This window comes from Stenotrophomonas sp. NLF4-10 (genome assembly GCF_022359915.1).
In the GTDB taxonomy this organism is placed as follows: Bacteria; Pseudomonadota; Gammaproteobacteria; order Xanthomonadales; family Xanthomonadaceae; genus Stenotrophomonas; species Stenotrophomonas daejeonensis.
Genome location: NZ_JAKSEE010000003.1, coordinates 994,858 through 1,017,859, shown reverse-complemented (window position 1 = coordinate 1,017,859; position 23,002 = coordinate 994,858). Strand labels below are relative to the sequence as shown.

The following is a 23,002-nucleotide window of genomic DNA, read 5'->3' as shown; positions in this document are numbered from 1 at the left end:
CAACCCCAGGCCCGATTGAAACGAATCAATGCCACACGCAGAACAATCGACACTTCCCTGGACGATTACCGACGGCCGCGCCGGCAACCTGCGCCAGGCCGTGGCGCTGGCATCGGCCTTGCGCCTGGGCGGGCAGCAGCGCCTGCAACTGCAACCGCGCGCACCGTGGCGCTGGCTGGCGCCACGGTGGCTGCCCGGCGCCACGCAGGGCTACGGGGAAGGCTTCACGCGGCTGGCGGCGAACCCGCCGGCGCTGGCGATCGGCTGCGGGCGGCAGGCCGCCGGCGCGTTGCGCGTGCTTGGCCGGCGCGGCACGCACACCGTGCAGATCCTCGACCCGCGCATCGCCCCGCGTCATTGGCAACTGCTGGTGGTGCCCGAGCACGACCGCCTGCGCGGCGACAACGTGCTCACCCTGCTCGGCAGCCTGAACCCGGTGAACGACGAATGGCTGGCCTGCGGCCGCGCCGCGTTTTCCAGCTTCGAGCAACTGCCCGGCCCGCGCACCGCGCTGCTGGTGGGTGGCCCGACCGAGCATGCGCCGTGGCGCGAGCAGGAGATCGCGCCCTTGCTGGCCGAGCTGGCCGCATGCATCCGCGGCGAAGGCGGCAGCGTGCTGGCGACCACCTCGCGGCGCACCCCGCGCACAGTGACGCAGGCGCTGCTGCGCGCCTTCGACGATGTCCCCGGCGTGATCTGGAGCGATGGCGGCGACGGCTCCAACCCGTATGCCGGCCTGCTGGGCTGGGCCGACCGCATCGTCTGCACCCCGGATTCGGTGAACCTGCTGTCCGAGGCCTGCGCCACCCGCGTGCCGGTGGGCGTGCTGCTCGGCACGCGCGCGCAGGCGCGGATGGCGCGCTTCCAGCAGTCGCTGCGCGTGCGCGGCCGCCTGCTCGACGCACGGGATGCACTGGCGGCCGGCCCGCAACCGGCCATCGAGCCGCTGCGCGAAACCCCGCGCATCGCCGCCGAAGTGAAGGCAAGGCTGGGGTTGTAGCTGCGGGGCTTGCCCCGCATGGAGCCTTCCCGGTACCTGATCAGCACCGACTTTCAGCTTTTCCCTTCTCCCTCCGGGAGAAGGTGCCCCGAAGGGGCGGATGAGGGTTCCGGCGAAGCCTGGTGCAATCAAATACCACGCGGCTTCACCCCATGCCCTCTCCCCAACCCCTCTCCCTTAGGGAGAGGGGCTTGAAATTGAAACTTCGTACCAATCAGGTCCTGGCAAAGCCCCGTGCCGGGCAAGCCCGGCACCTACGTGATACAGAGCCATTCGCGCGAGGCATTCGCCTCCACCGGAGGCACACACGATCGCGCCCCACGCCGCAAGCCACCGGCATGCGCCCACGCCTGATTCAGGCCCGGCGTTTACAATGCCCGGCCCCGCGCCTGCCGGTTCCGGCAGGGCGGTTTCCCCTTCCGATCATTCCCCGGTGCCCCTGGTGCCGGCATTGCCGTCCATGTCCCTGCATCCGCCCATCCGTTTCGCCCCGCTGACCCCCACCTCGCTGCTGCTGGCCGTGCTGGCGATGGGCGCGGTGGTGCTGGGCTCGAACGTGCTGGTGCAGTACCCGATCAACGACTGGCTGACCTGGGGCGCCTTCAGCTACCCGGTGGCGTTCCTGGTCAGCAACCTGATCAACCGCCGCTTCGGCCCGCGCGCCGCGCGGCGCGTGGCCTGGGCCGGTTTCGCGGTGGCGGTGGTGCTGTCGCTGTGGATCGCCACGCCGCGGATTGCCATCGCCTCGTGCATGGCCTTCATCTGCGCGCAGCTGCTGGACATCACCGTGTTCGACCGCCTGCGCGCCGGCAACTGGTGGCGCGCGCCGGCGGTGGCCACCACCTGCAGCGCGACGCTGGACACGGCGATCTTCTGGTCGATCGCCTTCGCCGGCTCGGCGTTGCCGTGGCTCAGCTGGGCGGTGGGCGACTGGCTGGTGAAGCTGGGCATCGGCCTGTGCCTGCTGGTGCCGTTCCGCGCGCTGCTGTGGAAGATGGCGCCGGCACGGATGTAACGCCCTTTCTCCCTGCGGGGTGAAAGCATGTTGCTCGCGAGCCACTGGCTCGCACACGCTTGAACGCCCGGCGCGCTGCGCCGGGCCGGGGCGCGGAGCGAGGTGCCCGAAGGGCGGATGCGGGGCAAACGCAGTCAGCGACGCCTGAACCATCGGGACTCCATTGCCCCTCACCCCAACCCCTGCTCCGCACCCCGGCCCTTGCGCTGGCGCAAGGGCGTTCAAGGGGCAGCGAACCCGTGGTTCGCAAGCTGCCCCTCTCACCCCGGAGGGAGAGGGGCTTTTCACGCACCCGGCTCGAACGGCAGCCCTTTGGCGATCGCCGCCGCGGTGATCGCCGCGCATGCGGCTTCGATTTCCGGCGTCGGTGCGGTGATGCGCGGGCGCCGGTCCAGGGTGCAGGACAGGCCCGCGTCGAGCAGGTCGGCATGCGCCGCGTGCAGGGCCGCAGCGGTATCGGCCGGCAGCCAGCCACTGGCGGCCAATGCGTCGACCAACCGCGGCGTCTCGCGCGGTCCGCACAACGCCGGCTGTTGCGCGGCGCCGGCCAGCACGCCGGTCTGCAGCACGAATTCCAGGTCGACCAGCCCGCCGGCACCCTGCTTGAGGTCCAGCCGTGCCGCATCGCTGCGGTCCAGTTCGGCGCGCATGCGTGCGCGCATCTTCAGCACGTCGCCGAACAGCGTATCGGGGTCGCGGGTGCGCGCCAACGTGGTGCAGCGTACCCGCTCGAAGTCGGCCAGCAGGGTGGCGTCGCCGGCGATGCCGCGGGCGCGCACCAGCGCCTGGTGCTCCCACGTCCATGCGCGCTCGCGCTGGTAGTCGGTGTAGCTGGCCAGCGAGGACACCAGCGCGCCCTTGCCGCCGTCCGGGCGCAGGCGCACGTCGATGTCGTACAGGCGCCCGGCGGCGGTCACCGCCGACAGCAGCGCCATCACCTTCTGCGCCAGCCGCGCGAACCAGCGGCTGCTTTCCAGCGGGCGCGGGCCATCACTCTCCTCGGCCGCGGCCGGGTGGTCGTACAGGAATACCAGGTCCAGGTCCGAACCGAAGCCCAGTTCCAGCCCGCCCAGGCTGCCGTAGCCGATGATCGCGAAACGGCCGCCGGGCACTTCGCCATGCGCGGCGGCAAGGTCGGCGCGCGCCATGTCCAGCACCGTCACCACCACCGCGTCGGCCAGCTGCGCCAGCTGGCGGGTGCAGTCCACCGCGCGCTGGCGGCCGTCGTGGAAGGCCAGCGCCATGCGGAAGCTCAATGCCAGCCGGGTTTCGTTGAGCGTGCGCAGCGCCGCTTCCGGGTCGTCGATGGCCAGCGCGGCGGCGCAGGCGGCATGCATTTCCGGCGCCTCCGGCAGCGGCCCGGCCACGCGCGTGTCCAGCAGTTCGTCCAGCAGCAGCGGGAAGGCCATCAGCCGTTCGGACAACAGGGCACTGCGCGCCAGCACGTTGACCAGCCGGGTCAGCGCGCTGGGTTGTTCGTCCAGCAGGGCGAGGTAGCTGGTGCGGCGCAGGATCGCCTGCAGCAGGCCGAGCACGCGGCGCAGCGCGGCATCCGGCTGCGGCGAGCGGGTGGCGGCATGCAGCAGCGCCGGCAGCACCCGGTCCAGCCGGGCGCGGGCATTGTCCGACAGCGATTTCACGCCCAGCGACTGGGCGAACTCGCGCAGCGACTGGTCGGCGCCGTTGGCATCGGCGAAACCGGCCTCGGCCAGTACCGTGGCATCACCTCCGCCGGGCAGCACCCGCCAGTAGCTGGACAGCACGTCCGGCGCGGCCTGGCCGCGGCGCGGCGCCAGCAGCGCGGCGAACTCGGCGCCCACGCAGCGGCGTTGTTCGTCCAGGGCCTGCAGCAAGGCGTCGCGGCCCGGGTAGCCCAGCCCGTGCGCGATGCGCCCGGCGTCCAGTGCATCGGCGGGCAGGCGATGGGTCTGCGCGTCGCGCAGCATCTGCAGGCGGTTCTCCAGCCGGCGCAGGAAGCGGTAGGCCACAGCCAGCGCCGCGCCATCGGCGGCATCCATCTGCCCGGCCGCCACCAGCGCCTGCAGCGCCGGCAGCAGGCGCCGCTCGCGCAGCGTCGGCTCGCGGCCGCCGCGGATCAGCTGCAGCGCCTGGGCGAGGAATTCGATCTCGCGGATGCCGCCCGGGCCGCGCTTGATGTCGTCGAAGCGGTCGCTGCGGGCGACCTCGGCGGTGATCGCCGCCTTCATCTCGCGCAGGCCGTCCAGCGCGGTGTAGTCGAGGTAGCGGCGGTAGACGAACGGGCGCAGCGTCTCCAGCCACGCCTCGCCGGCGGCGACATCGCCGGCCACCGCGCGCGCCTTGATCCACGCATAGCGCTCCCAGTCGCGGCCTTCGCGCTGGAAATACTGGTCCATGCCGGCGAACGACAGCGCCACCCGCCCGGCGTTGCCGAACGGGCGCAGGCGCAGGTCCACGCGGTGGCAGAAGCCGTCGGCGGTGGTTTCGTCCAGCAGCCGCGCCAGCCGCTGGCCGAGCCGGGCGAAGTATTCCTCGGCCGCCAGCGGGCGCGCGCCGTCGGACTCGCCGGCCTGCGGGTAGGCGTAGACCAGGTCGATGTCGGAGGAGAAGTTCAGCTCGCCGCCGCCGAGCTTGCCCAGCCCGAACACCACCAGCCGCTGCACGCTGCCGTCCCCGGCGCGGACCACGCCGTGGCGCTGGGCGAATTCCTGCTCCAGCGCGGCCAGCGCCAGTTGCAGGCAGTCCTCGGCCAGCCAGGTGGCGCCGCGCAGGGTGGCGTCCACCGCGTCCAGCCCGAGCAGGTCGCGCCAGACCAGCCGGGTGGAGGCGGCGGCACGGTGGCGGCGCAGTTGCGCCGGCCAGGCGCTGGGTTGCAGCGGGTCCAGCGACGGCAGCGGCAACGGCGGCGGGTCCGGCTCGGCCAGCAGCGCCAGCAGCTCCGGCTGCCGGCACAGGGTGTCGATGGCGAAATCGCTGGCGATGGCCAGCTGCCGCAGGTTCGCCTCGAAACCGGCGGCCGGCGGCCACTGCGCCGGATCGGGCAGCGCCAGCTTCAAGCGGGCGATGGCGCGGTCGGCCAGCGCAGCGAGGGCTTCGGACACAGGCAGGGTGGAAGTCGTCATGGGCCAATTCTGGCATTACCCGCCCCACGAACCGCGGCGGCGCCTGCAGGCGGGACATAAAAAAGCCCGCTGGCAGCGAACTGCCAGCGGGCTTTGCTCCCTCCCCCACGTCGGGATGCAGGGCGATCCTGCGGGCTCGACCGGCAAGTTGCACGCTGCAGTGCAAAAAGCCGCCGGGAGCAGCTTTTGACATCGCCCGCCGATGGCCCGCAGGGCACCCGCCAGGGATGGCGGGTGCCAAACGATACCCACGGGTATAGTTCCGGCCGGTGGTCGTTGCGCCGGATCAAGGACGCCCGGCCGCATGCATCCGACAATCGCGTCCCCAGGTAACGTCATCGCCATGTCCATCGACCGCATCCTCCACCCCGGCCTGCGCCAGCGCATCGTTTCGGCCGAGGCCGCCGCCACCCTGATCAACCCCGGCGAAACCGTCGCCATGAGCGGCTTCACCGGCTCCGGCTACCCCAAGGCGGTGCCACAGTTCCTGGCCCGGCGCATCGAACAGGCGCACGGGCGCGGCGAGGCGTTCCGCATCAACCTGCTCACCGGCGCGTCCACCGCGCCGGAGCTGGACGGCGCGCTGGCCAAGGTCGACGGCATCGCCATGCGCATGCCGTTCCAGAGCGACCCGGACGCGCGCAGGCGCATCAATGCCGGCAAGCTGGACTACCTCGACATCCACCTCTCGCACGTGGCCCAGCACGTGTGGTTCGGCTTCTACAACGAGATCGACACCGCGGTGGTCGAGGTTTCGGCGATCCATGCCGACGGCACGCTGGTGCCGTCCACCTCGGTCGGCAACAACAAGACCTGGCTGGACCTGGCGAAGAAAGTCATCATTGAAGTCAACCAGTGGCAGCCGGCCGGCATCGACGGCATGCACGACATCTACTACGGCACCGCGCTGCCGCCGCACCGCAAGCCGATCCCGCTGGTGCGCGGCGACGAGCGCATCGGCCAGACCACGCTGCGCTGCGACCCGGACAAGATCGTCGCGGTGGTGCTGACCGACGCGCCGGACCGCAACAGCCCGTTCAACCCGCCCGACGCCGACAGCCAGCGCATCGCCGGGCACCTGATCGAGTTCCTCAAGCACGAAGTGGCGCGCGGGCGCCTGCCGGCCAACCTGCTGCCGCTGCAGTCGGGCGTGGGCAACATCCCCAACGCGGTGCTGGCCGGGCTGGCCAGCAGCGGCTTCCGCGATCTTGAAGCGTTCACCGAGGTGATCCAGGACGGCATGCTCGACCTGCTCAAATCCGGCGTGCTGCGCTATGCCTCGTGCACCGGCTTCGCGCTCAGCCCGGAAGCGAGCGAGGCGTTCATGCGCGACCTCGACTTCTACCGGCAGCGCATCATCATGCGTTCGCAGGAGGTGTCCAACCACCCGGAGCTGGTGCGGCGGCTGGGCTGCATCGGCATGAACGGCATGATCGAAGCCGACATCTACGGCAACGTCAACTCCACCCACGTGATGGGCAGCAGCATCATGAACGGCATCGGCGGCTCGGGCGACTTCGCCCGCAACGGCTTCCTGTCGATCTTCCTGAGCCCGTCCACCGCCAAGAACGGCAGCATCTCGGCGATCGTGCCGATGGTCAGCCACGTCGATCACACCGAGCACGACGTGGCGGTGATCGTCACCGAACAGGGCCTGGCCGACCTGCGCGGGCTGCCGCCGCGCAGGCGTGCGCGCGCGTTGATCGACAACTGCGTGCATCCGGATTTCCGCGCGCAGCTGCAGGACTATTTCGACCGTGCCAGCCATGACAGCCACGGCAAGCACACCCCACACCTGTTGAACGAGGCGCTTTCCTGGCATCAGCGCTGGCTGGATACCGGCACGATGAAGGCCTGAATCAAGTAGATGCGGGGCTCGCCCCGCATGGGGTGTTATCGGCGAAGCCCGTGCCGGGCAAGCCCGGCACCTACGGCAACAACGGCGGCCGGCTGTCGTACCACTGCCGCGCGCCGCGCAGGTGGTACTTGCGGTTGCCGTCCTGCAGCTCCACGCCGATGCCGAGGATGCCCCACTTCAGGTGCAGGTCGCCGTGCCGGCGCGGGCCTTCCAGTGCCAGCCGTGCATCGACGGTGAAGCGTTCGTTCTGCGCGCGCGCCTGGTCCAGCACCAGCCGCTTGCCCTGCCACAGCCACTTGCCGCTCAGCCTCGCCTCGCCGGCATCGACCGCCTTGCCGACCCACGCCGGCAGGTCGGTGCGGTCGGCGAACATCGCCAGCAGGAAGCCGACATCGCGCATGCGCACCCGCAGGTTGCCGCTGGCCGAGGAAGGCGTCTTCCATTCGGCGCGGCCGCTGTCGATGTCCAGCGTCGCCCACCAGCCCGAATGGGTGGTGCCGCCGGGCTCGGTGAAGGCGACGTTGCGCACGCTGGCGCTGCTATCGCCCAGTTCGAATTCGCCCTTGTGCAGGTTGCCGCGTCGCAGCCGCGCATCCAATACCACGTCGCCGCGCAGGTCCATGCCGGCCACCGCCAGCCGCACCTGCCGGCCCTCGACGCGCAACGTGCCGCGCCCCACGTCGCCATCGCCGTCCAGCCGCAGGTCGCCACTGAGCATGCCGCTGCCGCCGGCGAAGCGCAGCGTGTCGTTGGGCAGGTGCGGGTTGAACACCACCAGTTCGGGAATGCGCGCGCGCTCGAAGCGCACCCGCGCCTGCATGCTTCCCTTCATGCGGTCCAGCCGTGCGTCGGCCAGCGTTTCCAGGCGCAGCCGTTCGCCAGTGAAATACGGCTTGCCCGGCGCATCCGAAGGCGCGGCGCTGAAGGCTTCCATCACCACGTCCAGCCGCGATTGCGGGTTGCCGGCGGCGTCGTTGGCGATACTCGCCTGCGCGCGCGCCTTGCCGCGGAAACGGTTGCCCAGCACGTCCGCACGCGCTTCGACGTCGCTCACCTGCAAGCGGCTGCCGTCGAGCAGACGCCCGTCGGCGAGCTTGAGGTCGGTATCGACGGTGCCGCTGCCTTCCAGCCCCATCCAGTCGGCCTGGGTGAACAGTGCGACCACGCCGCCGATGGACGGCAGATGGCCGTGCGCACGCACTTCGCCGCTGGCCGCCATCAGCCGCTCGTGCCAATCCTTCAACGGCAAGGCGATGCCGGGCACGTCGAGCGTGGCGTCGAGCGATGGATGCCGGCCGTCCAGGTCGGGCAGCGTGGCGCGCAGGTGCAGGGCGTCGTCCACCGTCGCGCGCAGGTCGAGCTGGTTGGCGACACGCGTGCCCTGCGCATCCACGTTCGACAATGGCAAGCGCAGTTGCAGCTGGCTGCCGGGCGCCAGCGTGCCGCGGTCCAGCGACAGCTTCGCCTGCAGTTCGCCATCGCCGGGCAGCACCGCGAAATCGTAGCGGCCTTCGCCATCCAGCGTGGACTGCAGGCCGATAGTGGTGCCGTGCAGGTCCAGCGTCGCGGCGAGCAGGTCGAGCTTGGCGAGGCCGGGATGCTCGGCCGATACATGCCGCGGCAGGGCGAAGGTGGAGGACAACCGCACATCGCGCAGCCACTGGATGTCGCCCCGGCTCACCCGCGCCGCATCGAAATGCAGCACGGAAGGGTGCAGTTCCATCGGCCCGCCACGCAGCTGCTTGCCGAAGCCGACTTCGGCGCGGCCATTGCCGGTGACCTGCCAGTCGCCCAGCGTGGCCCTGCGCAGGCTGCCGGTGGCGATGCGCCGGAAGTCCAGCATCCAGCCACCCGGCCGCGGCGGCGGTGCCGGCCGTTCCCGCGCGGCGCGCGTGAGCGAACCGGTGACGCCATCGGCCTCGACCCACGGCACCCGCAGTTCCTTGTGCAGCAGCGGCCACAATGCGATGCGCCCGCGCACCGCATCGGCCTGCGCCGACCATTGCACGCGCCGCACGTGCCCGCGCATGCGTACCTCGCGCAGCGTCACCCGTCCCGGCCAGAAGGTGCGGCCGCCGTTCCATTCCATCGTGAACGCCTCCGGCCTGCGGTTGAGCAGCTCGTGACCGAAATGGCTGTTGAGGAACACGTTGCCCGCCAGCAGGTACAGCGCATACCCAGCCAGCACCAGCAGACCGGCCAACCGCAGGGTTCTTCCATGCCGCGCAAAGAGGGTTTTCATGGGCGCAGGATAACGGCGAAGCCCACGGATCGCGTTAGCCCTTGATGCAGGAGCGATGTCTGTCGCGACAGGGGTTTTTGGGTAAAGCCCATGCGGGGCAAGCCCCGCATCTTGTGTCTTGAAGCCTGCCCCGATCAGGCAGACTTCCCCGGAGTGATCCGGGAGGTTCCGATGATGCCGTCTCCGCACTTGAGCCTTCGAGCTCGCACCGTAGATCCGGCACATCGGAACCCTTTTCCGCCCTGGAGCTTGAACGGTATCTTCGGCCCGCTTTTGCGAGAGCCAGCACGAACAAGGGTAAGCCAGGCGGTCACTGGATCCGGTTCGACAGCAGGAGACAGAGACATGCAGGTGATAGGCATCGACGTGGCCAAGGCCACCTTCGACATCGCCCTGCCACTGGGGCAGGGCAAGTACCGCACCCGGGGCAAGCTCGGCAACACCGCCGCGGGTTGGGAACAACTGCTGGCCTGGAGACAGGCTCACGCCCCGGAAGCGGCGGTGGGCATGGAAGCCACGGGTATCTACCACGAGGCGCTGGCCGAGCGGCTGGTCGCGGCCGGGGTCACCGTCTACGTGGTCAATCCGGCGCAGATCAAGGCTTACGGCCAGAGCGAGTTGCTGCGGACCAAGACCGACCGGACCGATGCCAAGCTCATCGCCCGGTTCTTGCAGTCGCGCCTGCAGGAGCCGGACCGGCTTCATCCCTACGTGCCGCCGACACCGGTCGAGCGCACGTTGCGGGCCTTGGTGCGCCGACGGGACGAGCTCAAGCAGATGCGGCAGATGGAGCTCAATCGGCTGGAGAGCACCCATGCGGCGTTGGCCGCGAGCATCGGCCAGGTCGTGGCGACGCTGGAACAGCAGATCACCCAGATCGAGAAGGCGATCAACGAGCACATCGACAATGACCCGGACCTGCGCGGACGGCGTGACCTGCTTACCACCATCCCGGGCATCTCCGGCACCACCAGCGCCTTCCTGCTGGCGTGTCTGGGCGAGCTGAACCAGTACAGCGACGTGGGCCAGATCGTGGCCCATGCCGGGCTGAATCCAGCCCGCCGGCAGTCCGGCACGCACGAAGGCAAGGTCCGCATCTCGCGTGTCGGCAATGCCACACTGCGCGCCAAGCTCTACATGCCGGCCCTGGTGGGCAAGCGCCACACCCCCGTGCTGGCCGCCTTTGCCCAGCGACTGGCCGAACGGGGCAAGCCACCCAAGCTCATCCTCTGCGCCTTGATGCGAAAGCTCCTGCACATCGTCTGGGGGGTGCTCAAGTCCGCTACGCCCTTCGATCCCCGAAAGGCCATTGCACACGCCTAAGCAAGACGGTATCTACGGTCGGGATTCACCGGCATGCAGCAGCCACGCCAGCTTGCGTTCGCGTGGCTGCTGCTTGATCTGCCATTCGGCGCGCGACGCCGCCGCGCGGTCGGCATACGCGCGCATGCCGAGGATGCGCAGCGGCGGATGCGCGCGCGTGTAGCGCGCGCCCTTGCCGGCAAGGTGCGCGCGGAAGCGGGCTTCCACGTCGGTACTGATGCCGGCGTAGTAACTGCCGTCGCGGCATTCGAGCAGGTACAGGAACCAGTGGCCCATCTTCCCCGCCCCGTCCTGCGTTACATGCTGGCCGCGTCGGCGATCTTGCACAGGCCCTGGCCAACGGCCTTGTTGGACGTCATCTGCCCGCCCTTGATGCTGAAACGCACTTCGACGCGGATGCTGCCGTCGTCCTGGCGGCGCACGGTGGTGCGCAGCGGCACGGTCGAACCACCGCCGCCACGCACCGGGTTTTCCGCGGCGATGTAGCCGGTCTGCTCGTTCGGCGATATCGAGACCATGCCTTCGGCCTCGATCGCGGCCACGGTCTTGGCGAAGGCATCGGCATAGCTGATGCCTTCGTGGTCGGTCGAGGCAAGGAACTGCTTGCCGGTGGTGAACCCGCCGGACACGGCAAGGTTCTGCAGGCAGCCGCTGCCCGAATCCTCGACGGGCTTGCGGGCGGCAAGCGCCAACGACGGCACCAGCGCCATCGCCAGTGCCACGGTGCAAATACGGGTACGCATCACTTCCTTACTCCCTGGAGCGGTGGTTTCATCGGCTTCCTGCCGGGCGAGGCGCTCTCCCTGTCTCCGCGGCAAGCGGGAGGCACGCCGCCTCCCGGCGGGTAAATTACTTGGACCGGCCAACGCATGCCAGTGCGACGCGGCGCGCCGGCATCGTCAGGCGGCGGCTTCCAGCTGCACGCGGCGACGCCCGCGCACCGCCTCGGCCAGCCGCTCCAGCACCTGCACGGTGCTGTCCCAATCGATGCAGCCGTCGGTGATGCTCTGGCCGTAGACCAGTGGCTGGCCTTCGACCAGATCCTGCCGGCCGCCGACGAGGTGGCTTTCGATCATCACCCCGACGATGCGCGACTCGCCCGCCTCCATCTGCGCGGCGACGTCTTCCAGCACCTGCGGCTGGTTCTCCGGCTTCTTGCTGCTGTTGGCGTGGCTGGCGTCGATCATCAGCCGCGCCGGCAGCTGCGACTTGCCCAGCACCTCGCTGGCCGCCTGCACGCTGGCCGCGTCGAAGTTCGGCGTCTTGCCGCCGCGCAGGATGACGTGGCAGTCCGGGTTGCCGCAGGTGGCGACGATGGCGCTGCCGCCCTCCTTGGTCACCGACAGGAAATGGTGCGGGTGCGAGGCCGCGCCCACCGCGTCGGCGGCGATCTTGACGTCGCCGGTGGTGCCGTTCTTGAAGCCGACCGGGCACGACAGCCCCGAGGCCAGCTCGCGGTGCACCTGGCTTTCGGTGGTGCGCGCACCGATCGCGCCCCACGCCACCAGGTCGGCGATGTACTGCGGCGATATGGTGTCGAGGAACTCGCAGCCGGCCGGCAGGCCCAGCGTGTTGATGTCGCGCAGCAGCCCGCGTGCCACGCGCAGGCCCTTGTTGATGTTGAAGCTGCCGTCCAGGTCCGGGTCGTTGATCAGGCCCTTCCAGCCCACCGTGGTGCGCGGCTTCTCGAAGTACACACGCATGACGATCTCCAGCTCGCCGCCGAGTGCGTCGCGCAGCGGGCGCAGGCGCCGGGCGTAGTCCAGTGCCGCCGCCGGGTCGTGGATCGAGCAGGGGCCGACCACCACCGCGAGGCGGTCGTCCTCGCCATGCAGGATGCGGTGCAGCGCGGCGCGGGCGTCGGCCACGGTCTGCGAGGCCGACTCGTCGCAGGGCAGCAGCGAGATCAGGTGCGCCGGCGGGGTCAGCGGTTCGAGCTTGTGGATGCGCAGGTCGTCGGTGTGGGGAGGCATGGGGGAATCTCCGGGTCGTTTTCGTGTGGGGGTTGCCCCGGCGATGGCGGCATGAAAAAAGCCGCCAGGTTCGCTGGCGGCTTTTCGGGAATGCGTCTGAAAGTTTCTTCAGGGTGAGCGCAGTCCTTCCTCCGCCAGCGGCTTCGGAAAGTAGTACCAAAAGTAAAAGCGGGCGCGGGCTGCGTTCATGGGGTGCATTGATAACACGCCCGTGGCGGCGATGCGAATGTTTCAGCGGCAACCGGACGCTTTCATCCGTGATGCAGCGGACCCGATGTAGAAGCCGGGCTTGCCCGGCTGAGGCCTTGCCGGGAAGGTGCCATGCGGGGCAAGCCCCGCATCTGCGGGAAGCACACACAAAAATCCCGCCTTGCGGCGGGATTTCTGCGGGGAGCGTGCCGACCAACGGTCGGCACCCACCCGTGGCTGCGTGCGTGGATCAGAAATCCATGCCGCCCATGCCACCCATACCGCCCATGCCTGCACCGCCGGCGGCCGGCTCGTCCTTCTTCGGGGCCTCGGCCACCATCGCTTCGGTGGTGATCATCAGGCCGGCGATCGAGGCGGCGTTCTGCAGCGCCGAACGGGTCACCTTGGTCGGGTCGAGGATGCCGAACTCCAGCATGTCGCCGAACTCGCCATTGGCGGCGTTGTAGCCGTAGCTGCCGGTGCCTTCCTTGACCTTGTTGAGGATGACCGACGGCTCTTCGCCGGCGTTGGCGACGATTTCGCGCAGCGGCGCTTCCATCGCGCGCAGGGCGATCTGGATGCCGTGGTTCTGGTCTTCATTGGCACCCTTCAGGCCGGCCAGCGCGGTGACCGCGCGCACCAGCGCGACGCCGCCGCCCGGCACCACGCCTTCTTCCACCGCCGCACGGGTCGCGTGCAGGGCGTCGTCGACGCGGTCCTTCTTTTCCTTCATCTCGATCTCGGTCGAAGCGCCGACCTTGATCACCGCAACGCCGCCGGCCAGCTTGGCCACGCGCTCCTGCAGCTTCTCGCGGTCGTAGTCGGAGGTGGTGTCCTCGATCTGCACCTTGATCTGCTTGACGCGCGATTCGATGGCCGCGGCATCGCCGGCGCCGTCGATGATGGTGGTGTTCTCCTTGGACACCTGCACCTTCTTGGCGCGGCCCAGGTCCTTGATCGTGGCCTTCTCCAGCGACAGCCCCACTTCCTCGGAGATCACGGTGCCGCCGGTCAGCACGGCCATGTCTTCCAGCATCGCCTTGCGGCGGTCGCCGAAGCCCGGGGCCTTGACCGCCACGACCTTGACGATGCCGCGGATGGTGTTGACCACCAAGGTGGCCAGCGCCTCGCCTTCGATGTCCTCGGCGACGATCAGCAGCGGCTTGCCGGCCTTGGCGACGCCTTCCAGCACCGGCAGCAGGTCGCGCACGTTGGAGATCTTCTTGTCGTGCAGCAGGATGAACGGGTCATCCAGGTCGGCGGTCTGCGCCTGCGGGTTGTTGACGAAATACGGCGACAGGTAGCCGCGGTCGAACTGCATGCCTTCCACGACGTCCAGCTCGTTCTCCAGGCCCGAGCCTTCCTCGACGGTGATCACGCCTTCCTTGCCGACCTTCTTCATCGCCTCGGCGATGATGTTGCCGATCGACTCGTCGGCGTTGGCCGAGATGGTGCCGACCTGGGCGATGGCCTTGTCGTCGGCGGTGGGCTTGGAGATGTTCTTCAGCTCGGCGACGGCGGCGATCACCGCCTTGTCGATGCCGCGCTTCAGGTCCATCGGGTTCATGCCGGCGGCAACGGCCTTGGCGCCCTCGCGGATCAGCGCCTGCGCCAGCACGGTGGCGGTGGTGGTGCCGTCGCCGGCGTTGTCGTTGGTCTTGGAAGCGACTTCCTTGACCATCTGCGCGCCCATGTTCTCGAACTTGTCGGCCAGCTCGATTTCCTTGGCGACGGAGACGCCGTCCTTGGTGATGGTCGGGGCGCCGAAGCTCTTCTCGAGCACGACGTTGCGGCCCTTCGGGCCCAGCGTTGCCTTGACGGCATTGGCGAGTACGTTGACGCCGCGCACCATGCGCGAACGGGCGTCTTCACCGAAACGGATATCCTTGGCAGCCATTGCTATACCTCAGTGGATCAGGGGTGTAAGGGGTCTTGGGGGTTCGGTCGCGGAAGCGCGGCTCAGCCGATGACGGCCAGCACGTCGTCCTCGCGCAGCACCTTGTACTCGACGCCGTCGGCCTTGTAGGTCGAGCCGGCGTACTGGCCATAGATGACCTTGTCGCCGGCCTTCAGCGCCGGGGCGCGGACGCTGCCGTTGTCCAGCGGCTTGCCGGGGCCGACGGCCACGACTTCGCCCTTGGTGGACTTTTCCTTGGCCGAATCCGGGATCAGGATGCCCCCGGCGGAGATTTCGTCGGCTTCGATGGGCTTGACCACGACGCGGTCGTGCAGCGGCTTGATGCTCATGTAAGACCTCTTGAGTTGTTGATTGGTCCGAAAAGTCCGGTGGTCGCCACCCCGTGCCGGGCAGCGGCGCCACGCGTAAAAACGCCCGTCGACCGGGCTTGGCTGGGAGATGGGGATCGCCGGGTGGCTTTCAAGGGCCCCTGCGCACTTCCGTTCCGGCCGGACCGGGGCAGCGGTCCCACTCCGTCAGCCTTGGGCCGGAGCCAGGCTCAACTTCCGCCCAGCCGGTACCGCACCGGGACCGGCATGGGGCCGGCGGCCGCAAAAGAAAAGGCGCGGACCGCCGGGAAACGGCCTGCGCCAGGCAGGGGAGAGAGCCGCCCCGGCTGGGTGCCGGGGTCTGATGGTTGTTTCAGAGGTAACGCGACCACAGCACCGAGGCAGTGGGCGGGCCGGCCGGGATCGCCGGGTTGCCGGCGCTGCAGACCGGGACGACGTTCAGGCTGCCGTCGCCGTCGGGTACGTCCACGGCGATGCCGCCGGCGGAGATGGTGGTGTCCGAGCGCTCGTTGCTGCCCACGGTCAGGCTGCCCTGGATGGTCACGGTGGCGCCGTTGGTGAACAGCTTCTTGCCCAGCAGCACGCTGCCCTTGATCGTCCAGCCGGCCATCGTCGCGTCCTCCTCGCTGACCACGGCGGTATTGGCGATGGGCAGGCCGGTGTAGACCTTGGGGTTGCCTTCGTCGTCCAGGTCGTTCGGGTTCTCCCAGGTCACGAAGCTGTCGCGGTCGGCGCACAGGTTGGCCGGGTAGAAGGCGCCGCCGCAGACCGCCGCCGCCCCGGCGAAGTTGGGGGCGACCAGGTCGCCGTGCCCCGAACCGGTCAGCGCGATGTCGCCGCGGTTGACCAGGGTGTTGAGCAGGTTGGTGCTGGTCCCGTCCACCGTCAGCTTCGCGTCGAACCAGAGCACGCCCGCGGGCATCTTGTTGACGCCGTGCAGCAGCCAGCTGCCGTCGCCCTGCCTGACGTTGAGGCAGCCCTTGTCGTTGGTGTTGTTGCAGGTCATCAGCTCCTGCAGGACCTGCAACTGGGCCGCGCTCGGGTTCTTCAGCGGGTACACGCCGTCGATGGACGAACCATCGGCGCGCTTGACGTGCTGGATGGTGAGCTGGGGCTGGCCGCCGACGGACTCGAAGATGTAGTTCGCCATGCCCTTGTAGTTGTCCGCGTCGATGGGCTTCACCCGCGCATCGCAGTAGGGCAGGCCCGGCAGGCCCGGGCTGGTGCCGGCCTGCCCGGCCAGCACGTTGGCGACGGGCTTGTTGATCGAGCCCGCCACCCGGCCGGAGCCACCCACCGACACGTCGTTGACCTCGAGGTTGCCGCCGCCGAGCAGGCTGCCGATGGTGCCCGAGACGATATCGATGTCGCCGTTGCCCCACAGCGTGTCGTACTTGCCGCTCCAGCCCTTGACCGAGACACGGTGCCCCCACAGCTGGCCGATGGTGAGGGTGAACAGGCCGGCATTGCCGCCGGTGATGGCGGTAGACCTGAATTCCAGCGCGTCCGGCAGCTGGCTGTCCTCCGCGCCCGCGAGCAGTTCGGCGGCCGCCGCCGCACCGGATACCGCGCCGGTGGCGTCGTCGATGACGACCTTGCCCATGTCCAGCAGGAACTGGCTGCCATCGGCCAGGGTGACGACCACGCGCCCGCTGGCGGCCGGCAGCACGGTGCCGGTGGTCCACGGGATGCCCCCGGTCACCGTGGAGGCGATCAGCCGGCCACCTACCTCCGACGTGCCGATGGCCTGATCGCCGTTGTGCACCGTCACCACGTAGGCACCGGCCTTGACCGCGACGTAGTTGCCACCGCTGACGCCATTGCCGATGTTGACGTTGCGCCCCCACAGCGTGGTGCCGCTGGGGTTGCCCATGCCGTCGATCTGGATGCTGCCTTCGGAATAGATGTGGCCGTTGTCGGTGATGCCGCCACCGCTCAGCTTCACGTCGCCCTTCATGCAGCCGGAGATGCGCGCGCTGGAGCCGCCGCCGACGGTCAGGTTGCCGGCCACCACGATGTTCTCGTAGGTGGTGGAATTGGTCACGTCCAGCTTGCCGCCGCTGTAGTCCAGGTTGCCGTTGAACACCATCGGCGCCGGCGGCAGGGAGGCGCACACCGGCGGCACGCCCGGCCCGCCGGCGCCCGGGCCCACGTCGTAGACCACCTCGACGGTGGCGGTGGTCAGGGCGCTGCCGACGCCGGCCTCGCCGGTGACCGTGGCGTTCACCCGGTACCGGTCCACGCCGTGGGGCGCGACGCCGACGATGGCCGCCGACCTGACGCCAAGCGCGCCCATGCCCTGCACGGGCCCTTGCAATGCTTCCAGCTCGGCCTTGTTCAACTGCAGCAGGTACAGGCGCAGCGCCTCCACGCCGCGCCAGGCCGCGGCCTGCGCGGCGGTGGCCGAGTGCGTGGTCAGCTGCCGCGACTGGGTGCCGCGCAGCGAATACACGGTGGCGGCCACCGTCACCGAGACGGCCAGGCCGACCACCAGCACGATCAACAGGGTGGCGACGCCGCGCTGGCGGCGGCGCGGCGGGGAGTACGGCTTCCGGTTCCTGTTCATGCGCGGGTTCCTTGGCGGTGTCGCGTGCCTGTCGGCAATGCGGGGGAGACGGTCGTCAGGTCAGGTTGGGCAGGCATACCGAGAACAGCTGCTTGCCGTCCGCATTCGCCAGCCGCACCCGCTGCGCCGCCGGCGCGGGCGTGCTGGCGTAGTCCTGTTGTCGGTAGGGCAGGCACGCGGCGGGTTCCTGCCTGAAGGTGTAGCCGGCCAGCGATGCGCCGCCTTCCTCGTCGGCGGCGAACGCGATCAGGTTGCCGTCCGGCGTGGTGGGCATCAGCGCCAGCGGCTCGCGCTGGTTCGCGGCCCACGCCGCGGCGGCGGCATCGACGCAACCCATCACGGGACGCAGGCGATAGATACCGTTCGCATCCACCCACAGGCCGGCGCACACGTCGTTGGCGCCGTCGTTGTAATGCCATGCCACCTGCTTGCCATCGTTGGAGATGGACAGGCGGTTGGCGAGCGGCGCGGCGGCCGGGTCCACGCCGAATCCGGCGGACTGCAGTTCGATCTGCGCGGCCAGCAGCCCGGCCGACACCTGCCCGTCGCGGCGGGCCGCCACCGATGCCTCGTTGGACACGCCCACCATCGTCTTGTACAGCGTCAGCATGGCGGCAATGGTGATCAGCGAGATCACCAGCCCCACCATCATGCTGACCAGGCTCTGGCCGGTCTGGCGCAGGCGCGGGGGGGCGGGAACGGGGCGCGGCTTCATGGTCATTGCCTCGACGACACGATCAGGGGCGCGTTTTCATCGCCGATGCCCAGGTCGGCGGCAGCGACCCGCAGCTCCACCCGCTGCGGCGCATCGATGGCGCGCGCGATGCCGGCCACGGTGATGTTGGCCGCGGCGACCTCGCAGTCCACGTCGACGATCTTGTCGCCGCCGGGCAGCCTGATGGTGACGGCGCCGCCGTCGCACAGGCTGATGCCGCCGCTTTCCAGTTGCGCGCGCAGCTGCTCGACGGCGATGTTCTCCACCTTCGCATCGCGCTGGCCGCTCAGCACGCGGCTGGCCACGTGCGCCAGCCCGGCACCGATGATGCTGGTGATCAGCACGCCCACCAGCGCTTCGAGCATCATGTCGCCGCGTTGCCGGCGGCGCGGATCAAAGCAGGTCGACATAGAGCGGCTCCTGGTCGTTGAAACCTATGGCGATGCGGGGGGTGCCAGCGGCCGCGGCGCAATCCGCGCCCGCGACCACGCGATGGCCGCGGTTGTCGAAGGCCACGCAGGTCCAGTCAGCCGGATTGATCACGTTGGCCGCGGTAGCCAGATGCAGCGTGCTGGTGTCGCCGCCGGGAAGGACGACGCTCTTCCACACCACCCGATCCGGGTTGGCATCGGGGTCGGGGACGCACGGAATGGCAGCGCCATCCGGCGCAACACCATCGACGCATGCCACCTGCAGGACGCCGGCGCCGGTGCGCTCCAGCCGGGCTGCCGGGCCGGCAGTGGTGCCGCCGGGGTTGCGCAGGGCCACCGCGCGCGACTGGGCAATGCCCTCCCACAGCAGGTTGCGGGCCTGCATCTGCCGGTTGCTTTCCATCCACGACTTGGCGAACGGCATGCCGGCCAGGGCCAGCACGGCCATGATCGCCACGGTCACCATCAACTCGATCAGGGTGAAGCCGGCCGCGCGCTTCATCACCACCCCGCCAGGCAGCCGGCGTCGCCCGTCGTGCCGTCCTGCGCCAGGGTCAGCGTGCAGCCGCTGAGCTTGCCGCTCGCGCCGCTGGCGGTGAGGGTGTAGCCATTGGCGTCGGAATTGGCCGAGAAGCCGAAATCGACGGACTTGGCCGCCGGGTTCCATGCCGGGAAGGCGGCCTTGACCGCGGCCGTGTCGGCGGGCGCCTCCACCGGGTAGAGCAGGGTGCGTTGGCGGTGGTTTTCCAGTGCCGCGGACAGCGCGCGCAGGTCGGCCTGCGCCGTGCGGATCTTGCTGCGCGCGACGTAATTGGCATAGGACGGCAGCGCGATGGCCGCCAGGATGGCCAGGATGACCACCACCACCATGACCTCGATCAGCGTGAAGCCCCGATTGTTGCGTCGATCCACGACATTCCCCCCTTGGATGCCATATCGGCGCGGGCAAGCGCGATCACTGTCACACTAAACCCGCCGCCTACTTTGCTCCGCAATCCTTGTCCAGTGATGACAACGATGTCAAATAACCAGAAGTAATGTAGGAAAAGAGCCCGCCGATTTCTGCGAAAATCCGGTGATGGACGCCCATGACGCCCGCCTGGTCTTCTGCACCTGCCCCGACACCCCCACCGCACAGTCGCTGGCCCGCCACCTGGTGGAGCGGAAACTGGCCGCCTGCGTGAACTTGTTGCCGCCGATGCAGTCTGTGTATCGCTGGCAGGGCCGGGTGGAACAGGCCGGGGAAGTGCAGTTGCTGGTCAAGACCTGCGCCGACCGGCTGGACGCGCTCACCGCCGCCATCACCCGCCTGCACCCCTACGAAGTGCCGGAGATCCTGGCGCTCACCCCCAGCGCCGGATTGCCGGCCTATCTGGACTGGATTCGGGCACAGACCCGTGAGGAAGACCCACGTTGAAGAGGTTGTTGCGACATTTCACCGCCCTGCTCGTGCTCGCCGGCTGCGCCCTGCCGGCATGGGCGATCAGCGAGAAGGACCTGCTGCCGGTCGACCAGGCCTTCGCCTTGCGCGTCGAGGCAGGCAGCCGCGACCGCATCGAGCTGCACTGGGACATCGCGCCGGGCTACTACCTGTACCGCCACCGCACCAGCGCCAAGGCCGGGCCGGGCTTCGACGCCGGCACGCTGCGGATGCCCGATGGCGAAAAGAAGCACGACGAGTTCTTCGGCGACGTGGAGACCTACCACCGGCAGTTGCAGGCCACCCTGCCCGGCACCGCCGCCCCCGGCACCGACACGGTGACGCTGGAAGTGCGCTACCAGGGCTGCGCCGACGCCGGCGTGTGCTATCCGCCGCAGAAGCGCACGCTCGAAGTGAAGCTGCCGGCCGCCACCGCCGGCAGCGCGCCCGCCAACCCGCTCGCGCGTGCCAGCGGTGGCGGCCTGAAGCTGCCCGGCGCGGCGGCCAGCCAGAACCTGCCGCTGCCCTCGGAGCAGGCGTTCGGCTTCGAGGCCATCGTCGATGACGGCAACCGCCTGCTGCTGCGGTTCTCGCCGGCGCCGGGCTACTACCTGTACCGCGACCGCACCTCGCTGGCACTGGAAGGCGTGGCCGGCATCCGCACCGGGCAGCCGCAGTGGCCGGCCGGCACCTCGCACCGCGACGAGCACTTCGGCGACGTGGTGGTGTATTTCGACCAGGTGGACGTGCCGCTGCCGCTGCGCCGCGAGCATGCCGGGCCCGCCAGCGCCACGCTGGTGGCCACCTTCCAGGGCTGCCAGACCGACGGCATCTGCTACCCGCCGATGACCCGCCGGGTGCGGCTGTCGCTGCCGGCCGGCAAGGTGTCGCACAGCGACGAGGCCATCGTCGTGCCGCGGGTGATCCCGCCGCTGCCCAGCCGCGACAAGGACGCGGCCGCGTCGTCGCCGGCCGCGGACCCGGGCGGCCTGCCGGCGCCGCAACCGCTGGTGATGCATGCCGCTCCCGGGGCCGGGGCGACCACGGCGGACGCCTCCGCCGACAACGACCGCCGCAGCCTGCCGCCGGCCACCGCCGGCCGCGCCGATTCGCTACTCTGGATCCTGCTGCTGGCGCTGGCCGGCGGCCTGGTCCTCAACCTGATGCCGTGCGTGCTGCCGGTGCTGTCGCTGAAGGTGCTGGGGCTGGCGCAGAGCGGCGAGAGCCGCCGCCACGCCCGCCGCCACGCACTGTGGTACACGCTGGGCGTGCTGGTCGCGTTCGCCGCGGTCGGGGCGCTGGTGCTGGCGCTGCGCGCGGCCGGACAGGCCGCCGGCTGGGGCTTCCAGCTGCAGCACCCGTGGTTCATCGCCGCGCTGGCCTACCTGATGTTCGTGGTCGGCCTGAGCCTGAGCGGCGTGTTCACCCTGGGCGGCAACCTCGGTGGCGTCGGCCAGTCGCTGGCGCAGCGCCAGGACGCGGCCGGCGACTTCTTCACCGGCGTGCTGGCCTGCGTGGTCGCCAGCCCCTGCATCGCCCCGTTCATGGGCCCGGCGCTGGCCTATGCCTTCACCGCACCGGCGGCGGTGGCGATGCTGGTGTTCCTGATGCTGGGGCTGGGGCTGGCGCTGCCGTTCCTGCTGATCGGCTTCGTGCCGGCGCTGGCGCGGCGCCTGCCGAAGCCGGGCGCGTGGATGGAAACCTTCAAGCAGGTGCTGGCGTTCCCGATGTACCTGACCGCGATCTGGCTGCTGTGGGTGCTGGGCAAGCAGCGCGGCATCGACGCCACCGCGCTGCTGCTGGCCGGCATGGCGGTGCTGGCGCTGGGCCTGTGGTGGTTCGAGCGCAGCCGCTGGCACAGCCGCCGGTTCGGCATGGCACTAGGCGCGGCGATCGTGCTGCTGGCGCTGGCGCCGGTATGGGGCGTGACCCGCATGCAGCCGCCGGCGCGCGCGGCCAGCGAGGGCACGGTGGCGTACTCGCCGGAGATGCTCGACCGGTTGCGCGCGGACAACCGCGTGGTGTTCGTCAACATGACCGCCGACTGGTGCGTGACCTGCAAGGCCAACGAGCGCAATGTGCTCGACCGCGCCGCCTTCCGCGACGGGCTCAAGCGGGTGGACGCAGTCTATATGCGCGGCGACTGGACCAACGTCGACCCGCAGATCAGCGCCTTCCTCGAGCAGCACAAGGCGGTGGGCGTGCCGCTGTACGTGGTCTACGGCCCCGGCGCGCCGCCGCGGGTGCTGCCGACCGTGCTGACCCAGTCCGTGGTCGAGGACGCGCTGCTGCGCGCGGCGCGCTGACATGCGCGCGCGGCTGTGGTGGGTGGCGGGAATCGCCGCGGCGGCCGGGCTCGCCGCCGGCGCCTGGCTGGGCCGCCCGGCCGTGCCCGGGCCGCTGCCGATGACCTCGCCCTCGACCGTCCCGCGGCCGGCGCCGCCGGTACCGGTGGCCCGCCCCGGCGAGCCGTTGCCGGCCTTCACCCTGCCCGACCTGGACGGCATGCCGGTGCGCTTCCCCGACCAGTTCAAGGGCAAGCCGCTGCTGATCAACGTCTGGGCCAGCTGGTGCGGCCCGTGCGTCGAGGAAATGCCGGAACTGGCGCGCTTCGCCGCCAAACACGCCGACAACGGCCCGCAGGTGGTGGGGCTGGCACTGGACACGCCCGAGGCGGTGCTCGACTTCCTCGGCAACGTGCCGGTGTACTACCCCATCGTGATCGACAGCCCCGGCCCGGCCGATGCCAGCGTCAGGCTCGGCAACACGCAGGGGTTGCTGCCCTACAGCGTGCTGGTCGATGCGCAGGGCCGGGTGGTGAAGCAGAAACTGGGGCCGTTCAAGGCCGGCGAGATCGAGGAATGGGTAGCAACCCCGTAGGAGCGCACCTTGGTGCGCGATGATGCTTTCCCGGTAAAACCC

At 69.8% G+C, this 23,002-nt stretch carries 19 protein-coding genes; 7 read left to right on the top strand and 12 right to left on the bottom strand.

Annotation, left to right across the window (positions count from 1 at the left end; genetic code table 11):
• The first annotated feature begins 28 nt into the window (after positions 1-28).
• On the top strand, positions 29-1,000 hold the full coding sequence (locus tag MIC98_RS04880; protein WP_239736149.1) for a mitochondrial fission ELM1 family protein: 972 nt from the start codon (positions 29-31) through the stop codon (positions 998-1,000).
• 460 nt (positions 1,001-1,460) lie between these two features.
• Positions 1,461-2,015 carry a queuosine precursor transporter gene (locus tag MIC98_RS04875; protein ID WP_239736147.1) on the top strand — a complete coding sequence of 185 codons (555 nt, stop codon included), beginning with the start codon at positions 1,461-1,463 and terminating at the stop codon, positions 2,013-2,015.
• Positions 2,016-2,299: 284 nt separating this feature from the next.
• Here MIC98_RS04875 and glnE read toward each other — a convergent pair whose 3' ends face one another.
• Positions 2,300-5,116, bottom strand: coding sequence for a bifunctional [glutamate--ammonia ligase]-adenylyl-L-tyrosine phosphorylase/[glutamate--ammonia-ligase] adenylyltransferase (gene glnE / locus MIC98_RS04870; protein WP_239736144.1), 2,817 nt, complete (start codon positions 5,114-5,116; stop codon positions 2,300-2,302).
• Between the two features lie 343 nt (positions 5,117-5,459).
• Between glnE and MIC98_RS04865 the strand changes: the two genes are divergently transcribed.
• Positions 5,460-6,974 (top strand): acetyl-CoA hydrolase/transferase family protein, encoded by a 1,515-nt coding sequence (locus MIC98_RS04865; protein ID WP_239736142.1) that lies wholly within the window; start codon positions 5,460-5,462, stop codon positions 6,972-6,974.
• A gap of 70 nt (positions 6,975-7,044) precedes the next feature.
• On the opposite strand, the gene MIC98_RS04860 is transcribed toward MIC98_RS04865, so the two are convergent.
• Positions 7,045-9,216 (bottom strand): hypothetical protein, encoded by a 2,172-nt coding sequence (locus MIC98_RS04860; RefSeq protein WP_239736140.1) that lies wholly within the window; start codon positions 9,214-9,216, stop codon positions 7,045-7,047.
• Positions 9,217-9,561: 345 nt separating this feature from the next.
• Here MIC98_RS04860 and MIC98_RS04855 point away from each other — a divergent pair, with 345 nt between their 5' ends.
• A complete protein-coding gene (locus MIC98_RS04855; RefSeq protein WP_239736138.1) occupies positions 9,562-10,539 on the top strand; it encodes an IS110 family transposase in 978 nt (325 codons plus the stop codon).
• Between the two features lie 12 nt (positions 10,540-10,551).
• Here MIC98_RS04855 and MIC98_RS04850 read toward each other — a convergent pair whose 3' ends face one another.
• From MIC98_RS04850 to MIC98_RS04805, 10 genes are all read right to left on the bottom strand, one after another.
• Positions 10,552-10,815, bottom strand: a complete 264-nt coding sequence (locus tag MIC98_RS04850) for a GIY-YIG nuclease family protein (protein ID WP_239736136.1) — start codon at positions 10,813-10,815, stop codon at positions 10,552-10,554.
• 20 nt (positions 10,816-10,835) lie between these two features.
• Entirely contained in the window at positions 10,836-11,282 is a 447-nt protein-coding gene (locus MIC98_RS04845) for a hypothetical protein (RefSeq protein ID WP_152979494.1), read from the bottom strand.
• 156 nt (positions 11,283-11,438) lie between these two features.
• A complete protein-coding gene (locus MIC98_RS04840) occupies positions 11,439-12,512 on the bottom strand; it encodes a 3-deoxy-7-phosphoheptulonate synthase (protein ID WP_239736134.1) in 1,074 nt (357 codons plus the stop codon).
• A 439-nt stretch (positions 12,513-12,951) separates the two neighbouring features.
• A complete protein-coding gene (groL, locus tag MIC98_RS04835) occupies positions 12,952-14,598 on the bottom strand; it encodes a chaperonin GroEL (protein ID WP_057639963.1) in 1,647 nt (548 codons plus the stop codon).
• Between the two features lie 62 nt (positions 14,599-14,660).
• Positions 14,661-14,948, bottom strand: a complete 288-nt coding sequence (locus MIC98_RS04830) for a co-chaperone GroES (RefSeq protein WP_057639964.1) — start codon at positions 14,946-14,948, stop codon at positions 14,661-14,663.
• Positions 14,949-15,300: 352 nt separating this feature from the next.
• Positions 15,301-17,514, bottom strand: coding sequence for a hypothetical protein (locus tag MIC98_RS04825; RefSeq protein WP_239736131.1), 2,214 nt, complete (start codon positions 17,512-17,514; stop codon positions 15,301-15,303).
• 55 nt (positions 17,515-17,569) lie between these two features.
• The gene (locus MIC98_RS04820; RefSeq protein ID WP_239736129.1) at positions 17,570-18,229 is read right to left on the bottom strand and encodes a hypothetical protein; all 660 of its coding nucleotides are present in this window, start codon (positions 18,227-18,229) and stop codon (positions 17,570-17,572) included.
• Positions 18,230-18,231: 2 nt separating this feature from the next.
• Positions 18,232-18,639 carry a hypothetical protein gene (locus MIC98_RS04815; protein WP_239736128.1) on the bottom strand — a complete coding sequence of 136 codons (408 nt, stop codon included), beginning with the start codon at positions 18,637-18,639 and terminating at the stop codon, positions 18,232-18,234.
• On the bottom strand, positions 18,623-19,162 hold the full coding sequence (locus MIC98_RS04810) for a prepilin-type N-terminal cleavage/methylation domain-containing protein (RefSeq protein WP_239736125.1): 540 nt from the start codon (positions 19,160-19,162) through the stop codon (positions 18,623-18,625). Before MIC98_RS04810 ends, MIC98_RS04815 begins: the two co-directional genes overlap by 17 nt.
• Entirely contained in the window at positions 19,162-19,572 is a 411-nt protein-coding gene (locus MIC98_RS04805; protein ID WP_345772148.1) for a prepilin-type N-terminal cleavage/methylation domain-containing protein, read from the bottom strand. Before MIC98_RS04805 ends, MIC98_RS04810 begins: the two co-directional genes overlap by 1 nt.
• Before the next feature lie 166 nt (positions 19,573-19,738).
• Between MIC98_RS04805 and cutA the strand changes: the two genes are divergently transcribed.
• Genes cutA through MIC98_RS04785 form a run of 3 tightly spaced genes read left to right on the top strand, consistent with a single transcriptional unit; the run spans position 19,739 to position 22,960 of the window.
• On the top strand, positions 19,739-20,077 hold the full coding sequence (gene cutA / locus MIC98_RS04795) for a divalent-cation tolerance protein CutA (protein ID WP_057639970.1): 339 nt from the start codon (positions 19,739-19,741) through the stop codon (positions 20,075-20,077).
• An 8-nt stretch (positions 20,078-20,085) separates the two neighbouring features.
• Positions 20,086-22,386: a protein-disulfide reductase DsbD gene (locus tag MIC98_RS04790; protein WP_239736112.1), complete on the top strand. Its 2,301-nt coding sequence runs from the start codon at positions 20,086-20,088 to the stop codon at positions 22,384-22,386.
• Between the two features lies 1 nt (position 22,387).
• Positions 22,388-22,960, top strand: coding sequence for a TlpA disulfide reductase family protein (locus MIC98_RS04785; RefSeq protein ID WP_239736110.1), 573 nt, complete (start codon positions 22,388-22,390; stop codon positions 22,958-22,960).
• The last annotated feature ends 42 nt before the right edge of the window (positions 22,961-23,002 follow it).